17 protein-coding genes are annotated in these 13,919 nt (G+C 42.5%); 15 read left to right on the top strand and 2 right to left on the bottom strand.

What is annotated here, in order from left to right; all coding sequences use genetic code 11:
- The first annotated feature begins 20 nt into the window (after positions 1-20).
- The 4 genes from D1093_RS07280 (at position 21) to D1093_RS07265 (ending at position 2,927) form a co-directional block, all read left to right on the top strand.
- Positions 21-911 carry a hypothetical protein gene (locus tag D1093_RS07280; protein WP_120102306.1) on the top strand — a complete coding sequence of 297 codons (891 nt, stop codon included), beginning with the start codon at positions 21-23 and terminating at the stop codon, positions 909-911.
- Between the two features lie 93 nt (positions 912-1,004).
- Entirely contained in the window at positions 1,005-2,132 is a 1,128-nt protein-coding gene (locus tag D1093_RS07275; protein ID WP_120100679.1) for a N4-gp56 family major capsid protein, read from the top strand.
- Positions 2,133-2,154: 22 nt separating this feature from the next.
- Positions 2,155-2,535, top strand: coding sequence for a hypothetical protein (locus D1093_RS07270; RefSeq protein ID WP_120100681.1), 381 nt, complete (start codon positions 2,155-2,157; stop codon positions 2,533-2,535).
- Between the two features lie 11 nt (positions 2,536-2,546).
- Positions 2,547-2,927 carry a hypothetical protein gene (locus D1093_RS07265; RefSeq protein WP_120100682.1) on the top strand — a complete coding sequence of 127 codons (381 nt, stop codon included), beginning with the start codon at positions 2,547-2,549 and terminating at the stop codon, positions 2,925-2,927.
- 35 nt (positions 2,928-2,962) lie between these two features.
- On the opposite strand, the gene D1093_RS07260 is transcribed toward D1093_RS07265, so the two are convergent.
- Positions 2,963-3,247 carry an addiction module antidote protein gene (locus D1093_RS07260; protein WP_012232365.1) on the bottom strand — a complete coding sequence of 95 codons (285 nt, stop codon included), beginning with the start codon at positions 3,245-3,247 and terminating at the stop codon, positions 2,963-2,965.
- Complete coding sequence (locus D1093_RS07255) at positions 3,228-3,536, bottom strand: type II toxin-antitoxin system RelE/ParE family toxin (RefSeq protein ID WP_012232364.1); 309 nt, start codon at positions 3,534-3,536, stop codon at positions 3,228-3,230. Before D1093_RS07255 ends, D1093_RS07260 begins: the two co-directional genes overlap by 20 nt.
- Positions 3,537-3,601: 65 nt before the next feature.
- Between D1093_RS07255 and D1093_RS07250 the strand changes: the two genes are divergently transcribed.
- Genes D1093_RS07250 through D1093_RS07200 form a run of 11 tightly spaced genes read left to right on the top strand, consistent with a single transcriptional unit; the run spans position 3,602 to position 13,916 of the window.
- Positions 3,602-4,309 carry a phage adaptor protein gene (locus D1093_RS07250; RefSeq protein ID WP_012232363.1) on the top strand — a complete coding sequence of 236 codons (708 nt, stop codon included), beginning with the start codon at positions 3,602-3,604 and terminating at the stop codon, positions 4,307-4,309.
- Between the two features lies 1 nt (position 4,310).
- A complete protein-coding gene (locus D1093_RS07245; RefSeq protein WP_120100684.1) occupies positions 4,311-5,768 on the top strand; it encodes a hypothetical protein in 1,458 nt (485 codons plus the stop codon).
- Complete coding sequence (locus D1093_RS07240) at positions 5,768-6,193, top strand: hypothetical protein (protein ID WP_120100686.1); 426 nt, start codon at positions 5,768-5,770, stop codon at positions 6,191-6,193. Before D1093_RS07245 ends, D1093_RS07240 begins: the two co-directional genes overlap by 1 nt.
- Position 6,194: 1 nt before the next feature.
- The gene (locus D1093_RS07235; protein ID WP_120101670.1) at positions 6,195-7,079 is read left to right on the top strand and encodes a hypothetical protein; all 885 of its coding nucleotides are present in this window, start codon (positions 6,195-6,197) and stop codon (positions 7,077-7,079) included.
- 11 nt (positions 7,080-7,090) lie between these two features.
- Complete coding sequence (locus D1093_RS07230) at positions 7,091-7,816, top strand: hypothetical protein (RefSeq protein WP_120101668.1); 726 nt, start codon at positions 7,091-7,093, stop codon at positions 7,814-7,816.
- A complete protein-coding gene (locus D1093_RS07225) occupies positions 7,795-8,712 on the top strand; it encodes a hypothetical protein (protein ID WP_120101666.1) in 918 nt (305 codons plus the stop codon). Before D1093_RS07230 ends, D1093_RS07225 begins: the two co-directional genes overlap by 22 nt.
- A 5-nt stretch (positions 8,713-8,717) precedes the next feature.
- A complete protein-coding gene (locus tag D1093_RS07220) occupies positions 8,718-10,874 on the top strand; it encodes a glycine zipper family protein (RefSeq protein ID WP_120101664.1) in 2,157 nt (718 codons plus the stop codon).
- Positions 10,874-11,521, top strand: coding sequence for a transglycosylase SLT domain-containing protein (locus tag D1093_RS07215; RefSeq protein WP_120101663.1), 648 nt, complete (start codon positions 10,874-10,876; stop codon positions 11,519-11,521). The genes D1093_RS07220 and D1093_RS07215 overlap by 1 nt, the downstream gene beginning before the upstream one ends.
- A 12-nt stretch (positions 11,522-11,533) precedes the next feature.
- Positions 11,534-12,535 (top strand): phage tail protein, encoded by a 1,002-nt coding sequence (locus tag D1093_RS07210; RefSeq protein ID WP_120101661.1) that lies wholly within the window; start codon positions 11,534-11,536, stop codon positions 12,533-12,535.
- A gap of 7 nt (positions 12,536-12,542) precedes the next feature.
- Entirely contained in the window at positions 12,543-13,673 is a 1,131-nt protein-coding gene (locus tag D1093_RS07205; protein WP_120101659.1) for a phage tail protein, read from the top strand.
- A 9-nt stretch (positions 13,674-13,682) separates the two neighbouring features.
- Entirely contained in the window at positions 13,683-13,916 is a 234-nt protein-coding gene (locus tag D1093_RS07200) for a hypothetical protein (protein ID WP_120101658.1), read from the top strand.
- Positions 13,917-13,919: the final 3 nt, after the last annotated feature.

The raw sequence follows: 13,919 nt of genomic DNA, 5'->3' as shown, positions 1-13,919 counted from the left end.
GTTAGAGAATGAATGCAGAAATGAACGAAGTGATGAATGAAGGTATGAATGAAGATTATAGGGTTGGAGCACCGGTTTTTGATGATGATGAGAGCTCTTTTGATGTTGATCATGAGGTGGAGGCGGTTGAGAGTCATGATGCAACACCTCCAGAGCCGATTGCAGAGCCCGTTGAAAAGCCTTCAGAAATCGTTCCTAGTATAGAGCAGCAGCGTGCAGAACAGCAAGCCAACCAAGCCCGTGAAGCACTTACTAAGTTTTATGAACCTCAATCTCAAGCGCCAATGGCTGAAGGGGAAAGCAGACCTCCAGATCCTACACAAGACATTATTGGTTATATGAGTTGGATGGGAAAAAAGCTTCAAGAGCAAGATGCGTATATTCGTGCACAGCAAGATGTGCAAAGACAAGCCATTGAAACCCAAGAATTTAATGGACATTTGAATCAATTTTTAGAAAGTTCTGTGACCTCTATCAAAGATAAATACAGTGACTTTGATGCGGCAGCAAATTTTCTTTATGAGACGCGTGCAAAGCAGTTGAATGCATGGTCTTCTGTTTATCCGAATTATGCACAAAAAAGTACGATAGATGCGATTATAGGGGATGAACTACGTACAATTGTAGCGACTTGTGCACAAAAAGGGGTTAATCCAGCAGAAGAGCTTTATAGGATAGCGCAAAATCTTGGTTATCAAAACCAAGCGGTCCAAGCCAATGATCAAGTTGCTGCGCTTCAAAGCCGTCAGAATTCTGCGCGAACCTTAACGGCATCTGGTGGAGGAGGGAGTACTGGACCAATGACTAAACAAACTCTATCCGATATGTCAGAGAAGGAATTTGATGTGTGGATATCCAATCCGAAGAATGAAGCGCGTTTTTATGAAATTATGGGTGCAGACCCCGATTAGGCAATAGATTTTACAGCATAATCCGCCTCTGATGCGGGTTTTCCACCGGCTTTAAAGCCGGTTTTTTTATAGCAAAGAAAGGTGAAACAAAAAATGGCAACAACACATATAGGGACTCATGATCCGCAATCGGTGAAATTGTGGTCACAGAAGTTAAGCAATGAAGTTTTGAAAGCGACGAAAATAGCCCCTCTGATTGGCAAAAGTTCGAACAGTATTATCCAGCTTTATAACGAAACCCATAAGAGTGCAGGGGATAGTGTTACATTTAGTTTGTTGGTCAATCTGTTTGGAGATGGTGTCACGCAAGGTGAAACCTTAGAGGGCAATGAAGAAGCGCTTCAATTTATGAATGATCGGTTGGTGATTAATGAGCTTTTACATGCGGCGCGTGTTGCCAATGATGACTCGATTGATCAACAGAGAATCCTCCCGAATTTACGCAAAAAAGCCAAAGAGGGTTTGGTTCGCTGGTATGCTAATCGTTTAAGCATCATGTTCTTTTTGCAGGTTTGTGGTTATACAGCGCGTACAATCAGTGTTGATGGTCGAGAAGTGTACATTAAACCGGTTCATTATGGCTTTAATGAAATCATGGCACCAAGCAGTGAACGGATTATTCGTCCCGATGCAAAAACCAAGGATGAAGATCTTACCGATAAAGCCAAACATAGCTTTAGTTTGAAGCTGATTGATGAAGCGGTTAAACAAGCAAAGCTTGCTAATCCACAAATTTCTCCCGTCCATGTCAATGGTGATGATGTTTATGTTCTCTATTTGCACCCAACCCAAGTAATGCAATTGCGAACCAATACCGCTGCTGGAGAATGGTTAGATATTCAAAAATCGGTTTATGCAACCTCTCGTGCGAAGAACCCAATCTTTGATGGCTCTCTTGGTATGTATAATGGTGTTGTTTTACGCGAAGCTATTCATGTTACCCATGGTGTAAAATCGACAGATCATACAGCGGTCAAAAGCGTGCGTCGTGCGGTGTTCTTAGGAGCGCAGAGTGCAATTATAGGTTTTGGGAAAAATCATAGTGCAACAAATTACACCCTTAAAGAAGAGTATTTTGATTATGAACGTGAATTTGGTGTTGCAGCAAAAACTTTGATAGGAATGAAGAAAACTCGTTTCCAAATGCCAAATAGTGGACAGACAGCCCAAGATTTTGGAACGATTGTTATTCCTACCTACAGCGGTGAAGCCGCAGCGTAAACATTAAGGAGGAAAACAAGACATGGCAGATCAATTACCCCCTCCATTACAGGGCAGAAATCTTCATACCCAACAGGTAAGCTTTTTGCGTTTGAATATCTCACATAAAGAGAAGCATCTTACAGAGAAAATCGGAATTTTGCCTCGTGGCGCTTTGATTACTTCAATTAAAACGTTTGTGAAGACGGCATTTTCCGAAGCAAAATTGAAGATTGGCAGCAGCTATGGGGGCAATGAGTTTGGCGAAAAAGATATCAAAGCCCAAACCACACAAGATTTTACACCAACAGACCAAAAGGTTTTTGCTCCAGAGGATAAAGAAATGACCCTTTATGCAACAAGAGATAAAACCACAGATGCTGGTGAGTGTGTTGTGGTCGTGCAATTTGTGGCAAATCATTAAGGGGACAAGATATGGCAGATTATTTACCAGAACCCTTACAGGGGAGAAACCTTCATACGCAGCAGGTAAGCTTCTTGCGTCTTAATTTTAGTTACCAAGATAAAGAAAACGTAATGAAGATAGGCACTCTCCCTCGTGGTGCTTTAATAACATCAATCAAGGCGTTTATTAAGACAGCGTTTTCGGACACAAAGGTCAAAATAGGCAGCACTGCTGGCGGGACTGAATTTGGTGAGTTAGAGATCAAACAAGCGGGTATTAAAGCAGCGACGATTTCTAATCAGAAGGAGTTTGTTCCCTTTGATAAAGAGGTCACGCTTTATGCCAAAGCCGATAAAACAGTCCAAGCTGGTCAAGCAAGTATAGTCGTTGAATTCGTAACCAATCACTGAAATTGAGAGGAGAGATCTATTAACTCTCCTTCAGTTTATGAAGTAGAAGACTGTACAAAGAGTTGCAGGTTAAGGGCAGATAAGACAGCGACTAAAGTAGAAAGCTTGGGGTCACCCGTTTTACTTAAGGAGCGATATAATCCACTGCGTTCGCGATTGGTTTCTTTTGCTAAAGCACGCATATTTTGAGAGCGAGCAACGATACCAATGGCATCCGCTATATGAGCGGCATCACCAGTTTTGAAGGCTTCATTGAGAAATGCTTGTTGTACTTCAATGTCTTCAAGATATTCTTCTGGTTTAAATGGGGTTGTTTTCATCACTGTACTCCTCTTTTAACTTTAACGCTTGTTCGATATCCCTTTGCTGCGTTGATTTATCTCCACCACATAACAAAAGGATAAAATCAGAGCCTTTTTGGGTAAAATAAATTCTGTAACCAGCACCATAGTGGATGCGTACTTCACCTATGCTATTGAAGAACTTAACATCACCCAAAAGTCCTTGTTTTAAGCGTACAACACGTTGAAGAATAATCGCTTTAGCCTTTTTATCTTTGAGTTTCTTAAGCCAATTATCAAATTCTATCGTTTTATGAATGAATATCATTAGTGCACTGTAATGCACATGATGTGTAATGTCAATAATAATATTCCTTACAGAAAGGTATTTTGATGACGCGTCATTATATTCGGGTTAGGACAGGCGGACCAATACCGGCTAGTCAAAATGTTTATCACCATAGAAAAACGCTTTCACACATGGTGTCTGTTATCCAAGATGAGATTGATGACATTACGGACGAGTATGTAGCACAAATCCAAGAAAGTATTTTTGCTGCTATTCGTTTTTGTGAGAGGGAAACTTTTTACTTTAACGAAAGCCGTGATGTGGTGTTTGAAACACGGGCGGGTCAAGGCGCTTATGATGCAACGGACACCCGCCATATTGAAACAGCTGTCAAAATAAGGAGCGTTTATCTTTGTTCTGATCCACATCATAAGATTGAATTAGAGCACAGGAGTCCTTTTTCTCTAGAGTCTTCGTTATCATCAGAGCAGCGAGGAACACCGGTTTGTTACAGTTATTTTGATAGGAAACTGCATCTTTATCCCACACCGGACAGAGCCTATCAGATTCAACTCATACTCTCTCCACAGCGTTTATCAGAGATAGAGCGTGTTGATGAAGAGCATCTATGGTTTGTGCACGCGTTTGATCTGATTAAGGCGCGTGCAAAATATGAGTTGTACAAGAATATCCTTAAAGAACCCGATTGTGCAACGGCAGCTTATAATGACTTTACCGAGCAGTTGCATGAATTGCGTGCAGAGACGTCCAAACGTCATAACGTCACACGCATAATTCCAACGGATTTCTAAAATGGTTTATTTTCCAATCGCTGATTATCGCCCCGATGTTTCGGTCGTCAATGGCAGCTTTACGGATACACTTGTGAATGTTTTACCGGCAGATGGAGGCTATATTCCTATGCCTAGCGCAATGGTAGTATCGGCTCCTTTGGGAGAAAAGCCTTTGGGGTGTATAGCGTTTCGAAGTGGTAATGGGGTTAAGATTATCGTAGGAGGAGCCAAAAAGCTTTATAGTTATGATAGTCAAACGCAGGGTTGGAAAGACATAAGCCAAAGCGGTGTGACCTATCAGGCAAATGAGGATAATCAATGGTCATTTGCCTTGTTTGGTCAGAGAGTTATTGCGGTCAATAAAAATGATAAACCGCAAGTCTTTCATACCCATAGTTCCGAACGATTTGAAGAATTAGGAGGCAATCCACCGAAAGCCGGATTGGTGAAGGTTTGGGGACCTTTTGTTTGTTTGATGCAATTGACAGATCATCCCAATCGCATTCATTGGTCTGGTTTGGAAGATGCAACCCATTGGACAGTTAAGCAGAAAGATTGTGATTTTCAAGATTTTCCAGATGGAGAATACGTTCAAGGGGCAACGGAATCGAGCAATCCACTCATTTTTATGCGTTCTGCGATTTATGCAGGAACTTTTGTTCCGGGTTCTAAAATTGTATTTGCTTTTCAAAAGATCCAAGATAAGCGCGGAGCGCGCAGTGCAGCTTCTATAGCTTGTCGAGGCAGTGATGCTTTTTTTGCTGGTGATGGTGGCTTTTATCAGATGAGTGCTGATGGTCAACTTTTGCCAATAGGCTTTGAGAAAGTTGATAGAACGGTTTTTAAAACCTTTGATAAATTTGCTCTTGATAATATGCAAGGAGTGATAGACCCCGTTGATAATCGGATTTACTGGTCTTTAAAGAGAGGTAATAACGAGCAAACGACCTTTGTTTATGATTGGGGCTTGCAGAAATGGTCGACGATACAGGGAAAGCCTTTCACATTGTTTCCCGTATTTACGACAGGTTATACTTTAGAACAGTTAGATGAGATCTCGATCAATCTTGAGTCCTTGCCTGCTTCTTTAGACAGCCCCCGTTGGCAAAGTGGCGCACCCATGCTTGGTGCTTTTGATGAAAACAATTGTCTTGTTATGTTTACGGGCGCACCGATGGAGGCAACGGTTGTTTCGCAAGAGATGGGGGCACCGGATGGAAGTTTTAACTTTATCACAAAAATGTTTGCCGAAGTTGATACGACGCAAGGTCTTTTAAGTATCGGAGAACGTCGTCTTCGCAATCATCAGACGCCGATCACATGGCACAAGGAGAGAGAATGTTCCTATGCTACGGGTGCTTATCACGGACGTTCGCGCAATCGTTATCACCGCTTTAAATTACGCATTCCTAAAAATGAACCTTGGACGGCAATTACGGGGTTTGATGTTGATTTACGTCCTTTAGGCAGAGGGTAATGGCAAAAGTCTATTTGACCACGTCTTGGGATATGGAGCGTATAGCGCCTTATCTGGAAGACATCATTGCATCCTTTAGAGCATATGTGGAACGTTTTAAACATGAAATCACGTTGCAAGATCTTATTGAAGCGATTTGCAGTGGCAAGAAACAGTTATGGCTTGTTTTGGACGATGACGCGCGCTTTTTAGCGGCGGTTACAACACAGATACAGCAGACAGTTTTAGGAAAGAAGCGCGCACTGATTTGTGAATGTAGTGGGAAGGGTGTTCTTGATCAAGTTGACAATTTGACATTTGTAGAGGATTGGGCGCGTGAGAATGGCGCTTTCGAGATAGAGATTTTAGGACGCTTAGGTTGGAAGCGCGCATTAAACAAACAAGGTTATGGCATAACGATGCTTTATTATAGGAAGGAATTATAACATGGGGAGCAAAACACCAGCAACGACAGAACAGAAGCAGGTGCAGACAAGTGCACCTCCTTCTTGGATGGCAGATGTATTTAAGCGTGGTGGCAGGGATGCGTATAATCTATATAATATAGGGGCGGGTGGTAATGTTTATGGGGGACCTCGTGTAGCCCCATTAAGTGATCAAACGCGCTATGGAATTGGTGGTCTTGGCAGCATACCTCAGCATTATCAAAACCGTTCTTTGATGAATACGGTCTACAATCCAACGTCGGCAGCCAATAATCTTGGAAGCATGGCTTCGGGTGCTATGGTTGGACAGAATCCCGCTTTTAATGCCGCCTTACAAAATAGCTTAGACCGTGTAAGAGATACGATTAACAGCTCTTTTGCCGGTGCAGGTCGTTATGGCTCCGGTGCACATACAGGGGTATTGGCAAATGAACTTGGTGCTTTGTCGACAAGTGCGACAGCGAACCAATATAATCAAGATGTTCAGAATATGATGCAAGCCAATGCCATGATAGACCAAGCCAATCAAAATCAATTGGGAGCCTCCAATAACTTCTTACAAGGTTATGGGAATGCCTATTCCAATGCCATACAGGGGGGAGGAGTGCTTGATACTCACAATCAACGCCTTGTTGATGCCAATCGCGAACGTTGGCTAGAGCAAGACAATAGCGGGTGGAATAGGTTGAATATGCTTATGAACGCCGGTCATGGCTTTGCAAGGAATTACGGTACGACAACGAATAATAATACAGCTTCGATGACAGAAGGCAATAACCCTTGGAAGAATTTTGCGGCAGTAGCAAATCTAGCGACAAGTTTTATGGGGATTCCTGATATTTCTAAACCTTTTGGCGCATTGTTAGGCAAAAAATTTGGTGTATAGGAAAGAAAGAAATGGAAAAAAGTTCTTGGTTCAATAACCTTTCGCGTTTTTTTATTCCTCCTGATCAAGGTGAGCATCCTTTAGTTAGGATGTCTAGAATAGGAGCAGATGGTTTAATACAAAATAGTGCACATCTCCCACCTACAGTACAACGTGCTAGAAGAACATGGTCTACAGTTCAAGAAGAAAGAGAACGCCAAAAGCGTGAAATGATAGAAGCAAGAGAGCGTGAAAAGCATAAAGAGATCTATGGTCGAAAGTTGTTAGGAATGGTTATTCCAAAGATTGGTGAGAGACCATTTGAACAAATGAATATGTTGCACAGAGTAATACAGCAACATCAAGTTCCCGTTGTTCCTAGTGCGATTTCAATTAATCAACCGTTTAGCACAGGTTCACTTTCTTCTCTTAACGTAGGCTCTATTATTCCAGATGGAATTTATCATGAGAAGAAAGAGCCCTATATGGTTCCTGAAGCTGAAGCGCAAATACCACTTGGTGTAGGTAATCACCCACCACTCCCTAATGCACAGGAGATTAAACAACTTACGCCTATAGGAGAGGCAACTCCAATACCGCAGTCACAAACTTCTCCAGTAGATACTCGAACTGGTTTTGAAAAGTTTGTCGAGTCGGATTTTTATAAAAAACTTCAAGATCTTTTTGCAGGTATGTCGGCAGCACCATCTGGTGGTCTGGCATCATCAGACCTTCGATGGCTGATCCCCCAACAGTAAATTCAGGATGGGATGCGCTTGCAAGTGGTGTGAAGCGTCTTAATGAAGGTGATAAGCAAAGAGGACAGGTTAACCAGACCGTCGAGTATCTGAAGTCTAAAGGATATAGTGAAGAAGAAGCGCGGGTTATGGCAAGTAACCCCCAAATGCTTAGTGAATTGCTAACAGGTGGTGATAACTCTAAGTTACCTCTGGGGTATCAATGGCATACCAATCCGGAGACAGGTGAACGTGAAGCGAGACCGTTGAAAGGGTCTCTACAGGAACTGGAGTATAATCAGAAGAAAAAAGAAATAGAAGAGTGGGAAATAAATAAGAGACAGCATGCGGGGGAAGTTGCATTAGAAATTGATAATGCTATGGGCGCAGTTAATCATGCCATTAAACTTATAGAGAATAATCCAGATTGGGTTGCTGGTAAGGGTGGTACTATTGCTCAGATTTTCCCAGGGTCTGATGCCAAAACATTAAAAAATCTATTTACTCAGATTCAAGGCGATGTCTTTAAGCGAGTGATTGCATCAATCAAAAAGCAAAGTAAGAATGGAAGTGTAGGTGTTGGTCCATTATCTGAGGCAGAAAGCAAGTGGCTGGTATCATCTTATGGTACTTTAGATATTAGTGATAAGCCTGAAGTATTATATAAAACACTTTCAAATATTAAGAAGATGCTTGGACATTTCCAAGAATTGAATGAGGAAGAAATTTATAGGTTATCACATGGATTGGAAGTAAAAAAACGTGAAAAAGGTCTTTCTCAATCTTTTACTAATGGGTTGGTGTCACAAGGAGGCAGTGCAAATATACCTAAGATGAGTTTAGAAGAGGCGTCTATTAAGGATAACGTACCTTATTTTAGGGATAGTTCCAGTGGTGAATTTCTGGTTAAGGAGTAATATGAATGGCCCCTTATAAGACTTCTGGAAAGATTCATTCTCAATATGTATACGCTAAGAATGGGACACGTTTTCGCATAGTTGAAGATTCTACTGAGATTGAAAAGATTATAAGATCACATGCTAACAGTTCTTCTTCATCTTCTCCTCGATATGTATACGCTAAGAATGGAACACGTTTCCGCGTAGTTGAAGACCCTGATGAGATTGCGAAATTATCTAATAATTTTGTTGAAGGATTGCAAAATACATCAGATCAATCAACTACAGCAAATGATTTTTCATTTGATGATAAAGATCTTACGTGGTGGGATGCACTAAGGAGTCATGGTGCATCTGGTTTGACAGCAGGTTATAGTGATGAGATACAAGCGGCGAATGAAGCGGGTTTTAAGGATTATTGGAGTGGCGATAAACGAGCAGAGGAGATTTATAATAGACGGGTAGCTAAGGAACGTGCTTATCTAAAAGCCTTGGAAGAAAAACATCCAATATGGTCTTCTATTGGTTATATTGCTGGTTCTCTTGTACCAACAGGACTCTCATTTGTCCCTGGGCTTGGACTTTTAAGAATAGGTTCTGCGGCATCAACATTTGGAAATCTTGGTAAGGCGGCAGTTTTAGGAGCAGGTTCTGGGGCTTTACATGGCTCTGGAGCAGGAGAGGGGCTTTATGGTCGTCTTATATCGGCAGGAACTGGTGGTGGTATTGGGGCGGTAGCTGGTCCTGTTGGTTCTCTTGCTGGTACAGCTGCTTCTTGGGGAACAAAAAAAATAGGCAGGGGATTGCAGCATGTTCCCTTTATAAAAGGAGGACGTTTTAATCCTGCTCATAAGGAAGTTCAGACCAAAGCGGTTAGGGAAGTTGCAAAAACATTATATGATGATGGTGTTGAGAACGTTACGGAGCATCTTGCTTCTGCGCCACGCCATGCATTTTTGACAGATATTAGTCCGAATTTAGAAGTATCCCTTGCAAATATGGGGGGAACAAATGCGCGCGTTTCTAAACTTTTGAAAGGAGCACATGAGGGACGAATGCAGGGTGCAGTTCAACGTCTTGGTCAGTCTGCAGATGAAAACATTACGCCTCTCCAAGACACGAAAGTTTTAAAAAGGGTCCTTCAAGAGCAAGGGGAAAAAGAATATCAACCTATTTATGCACAAGTGTATCGTACTCCAGTAGGAAAAGAGCATTATGCAGCTCTTAATGACCTTTTTGCAGATGAAGCATTCCAAGAAGCAGTTGCGCGAGCGGTTAAAGTTTTAAAAAAAGACCGTCGTAATGCAAAACCAGAGATGTTTTATTCGAGAGAATTCAGGCACATTAATTATAAGCCTACGATGGCGTTATTAGATCAGACTAAGAAGTCTCTCGATTACCTTAGCAAGAAGTATTATAATTTGGGCGATAACCAAATGGCTTTTGTATATAAATCGCTTAAGAAAGACTTAGTAGAGATAGCGGACCAGATTTCTCCTACTTATAAAGCGGCACGTGGGAGTGTAGCAAAATATGAAGGTTTTGAAGAAGCGATAAACCAAGGCAAAAACATTGCACAGAGAGATGTTTCTGGAGAGGGAATTGCAGAAGGTCTTCGTAAAGGCGCAACGCCTAGTGGTCTGAACACTTATCGCGTGGGGATGAGAGACTATATTGATGATCTATTAAAAGGTTCGCGCCCTATTAATAACCTTTCAAATATTTTACAAACGGGTAGCATGTCTGATAATCTTAGCAGATCTTTAAATCCTAAAAATATTCACGCGTTTAGAAAAGCTGTAGAGGGTGAAAGGTTCTATGAAGATGCGGCGCAAAGAGCAGTAAAACCGTTTCAAGGAACGCCTGAACCTAATTATTTAACAGGTGTCAATTTACCGTACGGGGGAGTTAGTGCAGCACGTGCAGGTGCAAAAATTACTCAAAATATTTTATCTGATACGATTAGAAAATTACCTCAGAAAGAGAGAGAAATACTTGAACGTGATATAGCGAAATTAGCAACTTTTGGCGTTAAAGGTATGAAACAGCAGGAAGTTGCTCAAATGATACAGAGGTTCATAGATTGGCATAAAAGGGGAATTTTTACTGAAAAGGCAGCACATATCATTTTTTCGGCACTGATGGGAGAAGCGGGAAGGTTTATAAGGAGTAAGGTTTAATGACCCGTTATAGTCCTTCAGTTGATCAAGCGATACGTCAAGCAGCAGCACGTTATGGCTTACCAGAAAGCTATTTGTACCGTGTTGCGCAAGTGGAAAGTGGCGGCAATCCGAATGCAAGGAATCCCCGTTCTTCTGCGGGTGGTTTGTATCAATTTATAGACAGCACAGCCAAGCAGTATGGTTTGCAAGACCGTTTTGACCCCATGCAAGCAGCTGATGCCATGGGAAGATTTACGCGTGACAATCGCAATCATTTAAGCCGTGTTTTGGGAAGAACGCCTACGGATGCGGAATTGTATTTAGCCCATCAACAAGGGGCAGGAGGCGCCGCGCGCCTTTTACAAAATCCCCATGCCAATGCGGCGCAAATTGTTGGTAGCAATGCGGTTGGTTTGAATGGTGGCAACAGCGGTATGCGTGCAGGTGATTTTGTTAACCGTGTGTTACAAATGTATGGAGGTCAGCCTTATAGAGCAAGCCCTACAGCACAGGGGAGCTTTGGCAATAGGGACAACATGTTAGAGGTTTTGAGGGCATTATTAGCATCACAAGAAGAAACTTTAGAAGAAGAGAATGATGCCGATGATAACCCTTTAATGACGCAATTCATGCGGGCATTTTACGGACCGTTTTATCGGAATTAGGATTTATGAGAGATGTCAACGATTTATGATTGGTCGCTTAGAGCGGCGGATAATACGCGTTGTGATGCTTTAATTGATTGGTCAGAGGGGCAGCATCCTAGCAGTGTAAACAAGAGCGCCCGTGTGATGATGCAACGTGTAAAGGAATATTTATCCGATACGGGTGGAGCGCTTGAAGGCATTGTTACCAATGATCATGTTCAACAAACGAGCACGATACGTCTTCAAAGCCAATCGCAATTTTTAGAGTATAAGAATGGGACTGTTTTGCGTTTTATGGCAACGGGTAGGAATGTTGGAGCAACCACGATGTTTCTTAATGCTTTAGATGGCAAGCGGGTTTATAAAGCAACGGAATTTGGGGTTAGTCCTTTGTTGGGAGGGGAAATCCAACAAGGGTGTATTTATACATTGGTGTCTCGTGGCGAGGGTTGGCATCTTGTTAATCCTACCTCTCATCCCATAGAAGAAGAAAGCAGTCTTTATCCTACCGGTTTCATAGGCACGTTTGGCATGCGTGATCTCCCAAAAGATTGGTTAATCTGCGATGGGAAGGCTTATTTGCGTGATGATTATCGTGATTTATTTGAAACGATAGGAACGGTTTGGGGAGAAGGGGATGGTGTTACAACGTTTAATGTTCCGGATTTGAGAGGGATGTTTTTACGGGGAGTTGATGGAGGGCGTAATATTGATGCTGGTCGTGATTTTGCCAGTGTGCAAACAGATTTAATCGAGTCTCATCAACATCAAGGGCAGTCGCTTTCGATGCCCCATTTTACTAGCAACGAAAACTTTTGGGATGGGAATACGACGGATGTTTTGGGTTATCGTTTAGGCTTGTTTGGAGGGGGCTCTCTTGCGAATTTTATGGGTATAGAACGTGAGAATTTAGGGGGCTATATTGCAAGTCCTTATAATCTTGATGATAGCGGAGAAGTTGTCTTGGAGAGCACTGGGGAAGGCGAGACACGTCCAGTCAATGTGAGTGTTCTGTTTGCGATCAAGGCGTGAGGTTACGATGTCAACGATTTATCATTGGTCTTTAACGGCATCCGAAAATGGTGGAGCCGATAATCTTATGAATTGGTCAGAGGGGCAGCACCCGAATACGGTCAATAACAGCGCCCGTGTGATGATGCAAAGGGTGCGTGAGTATTTATATGATACGGGGGGTATGATTGAAGGGCTTGTTACCGTTGATGATACGCAAAAGACGAGTGCGATACGTCTTCAAAGCCCTTCTGATTTTTTAGAGTATAAGAATGGCATCTCGATTTGTTTTAGAGCGAAGGGGAAGAATGTAGGGGCGACCACGATTGCTTTGAATAATTTAGCCGCCAAGCCCGTTTATAAGGCAACAGACACTGGTTTATTAGCTTTAACGGGAGGAGAAATCCAAGATGGCAGTCTTTATACCGTTATTTACGATGAAGATATAACCGGTTGGCAAATTCTCAATCCCACAAGGGGAAAAGTTTCTTCTTTAAAACGTTTACCGTCTGGTTTAATTGGTCCTTTTGCCATGGAACGCTTGCCGGATGGTTGGTTACCTTGTGATGGGCGTGCTTATTCGCGAAGAACGTATAGAGCCTTGTTTGATGCGATAGGCACGACGTGGGGTCAAGGGGATGGTGCTACGACGTTTAATGTTCCTGATTTTCGAGGGATGTTTTTAAGGGGTATGGACTATGAACGCCATTTAGACCCTTGGCGTTCTTTTGCAAGTCAACAAGGCTGCTCTTTGAAAGCGCATGAACATTTTATTGGTCCAGAATCTTCAGGTGATCATTCTTCTCGAAAAAGACGGGATGTTTCTTCTTCTCAAGCGCCCTTGAGAAGGCGCAAGAGAGCTATAGACGAAGAGTGTTTAGGCTTGGACGGGGATGCCTTGGCAAGCTGTAATCAAGAATTTGACCAAATAGCCGGAAGTCCACAGGTAGAGGCTCCCTTTTGGTTCACAGAAAAAGATAAGCCGCCCCGCTTGCCTTGGTTTATCCGGAGCCCCTTTGCAAACTTTTTATATTATTCGACGCCGATCAAAGAGGGCGTCATGACAGCGCATCATGAACATCACCTTATGGCAGAGAGTGTTGGCGGCGTTGAGACGCGCCCCGTTAATGTGAGTATCGTTTATGGGATCAAGACATGAGGAGTTGAAATGACCTTAAAACCGTTTGCCATATCAGAGCTTAGCGACCCGTCTCAAGTACGGGTTGTTTTGTATTCGGGAGGAGGCTTGGTGCACGCCCCTCTTCATGGTGTTTTTGATTTACTGAAAACAGCTTTGAAAAGCGAGCTTGATGGTTCGCTGAAAGATTTAGAGCAGCGCTTAGAGTCTTTAAAAGAAGAGTTTGAAGACTTGAAAGAGTGTTCATTGGATGAAGCCCTCTGAAAG

It is taken from the genome of Bartonella kosoyi (assembly GCF_003606325.2).
Lineage (GTDB): Bacteria > Pseudomonadota > Alphaproteobacteria > Rhizobiales > Rhizobiaceae > Bartonella > Bartonella kosoyi.
This window is presented reverse-complemented; position numbering and strand designations above follow the sequence as displayed.